This window comes from Myxococcus sp. AM011 (assembly GCF_013372595.1).
GTDB classification, from domain to species: Bacteria; Myxococcota; Myxococcia; order Myxococcales; family Myxococcaceae; genus Myxococcus; species Myxococcus eversor.
The window spans coordinates 1-792 of the sequence record NZ_JABXEM010000589.1; the positions used below are offsets into that span (position 1 = coordinate 1).

A 792-nucleotide genomic window follows, 5' to 3' on the forward strand; every position below is an offset into this window, starting at 1 on the left:
CGCGCGGCGAGTGCGCCTGCGGCGTGCAGCCAGGACGTGGCGGCCGACGCCTGCCGTCCTCCCTCACCCTGGCCACGGGTGTGTCGCTGGAGGACGTGCCCGAGGCCACTCTCTGCGTGCCCGCGGTCGCTGCTGCCATTCGCCGCGGCGAAGTCGCCCTGAAGCGGCAAGCCCCCACGGCCCCGCCGTCGTCGCCACCCTCTGCCGCGCCGGAGGTGTCGGCGCGCGCGTCCCGCAAGAAGCGAGGTGCCTCGTGAGTCGTGAGTTGCTGTCGTCGAAAATCGTCGTGGAGGAGGAGGAGCCGCGCGTCCGTGGCATTCCTTCCGCGCCCACCTCCGTGGCGGGTGCCGTGGGCCTGGCGGAGAGAGGCCCCATCGGCCAGGCGGTGCTGTGCACCTCCTTCGAGGAGTACCAGGCCACCTTCGGCGGCTTCACGCCGGACTCGGACTTGGCCCTCGCCGCCATGGGCTTCTTCGAGAACGGAGGGACTCACTTGTGGGCGGTCCGCACCGCCCACTACGAGGACGCCTCAAACCCCGAGTCGCACACGGCCACGCCTGCTGCGGCAGCCCTCACCACGGGCGGCGGGCCCACGCCCGCCGTCGTGCGCGGCACCTTGCGTCCCCCCTTCACCCTGGCCGACGGCCAGCGCCTGGAGGTGTCCTCCAACGGCGCCGAGGCGGTGGACGTCGTCTTCTCCGGCACCGCGGCTTCCGTCTCCGCGGGCCGCCCCGGCCCCTACACCCTCACCGCCGGGCAGTCGCTCCGGGTGCGCGTCGACGACGGCCGGGA

The 792-nt window shown here is 73.7% G+C and carries 1 protein-coding gene and 1 pseudogene; both read left to right on the forward strand.

Going from position 1 to position 792, the window contains the following annotated elements:
* Positions 1 to 257 (forward strand): hypothetical protein (locus HUW62_RS48315; protein WP_217911999.1); only part of this gene is annotated, 257 nt, incomplete at its 5' end.
* A pseudogene (locus HUW62_RS47515) lies at positions 254 to 792 on the forward strand (phage tail sheath protein); the annotation flags it as partial. The gene HUW62_RS48315 and the pseudogene HUW62_RS47515, both read left to right, overlap by 4 nt.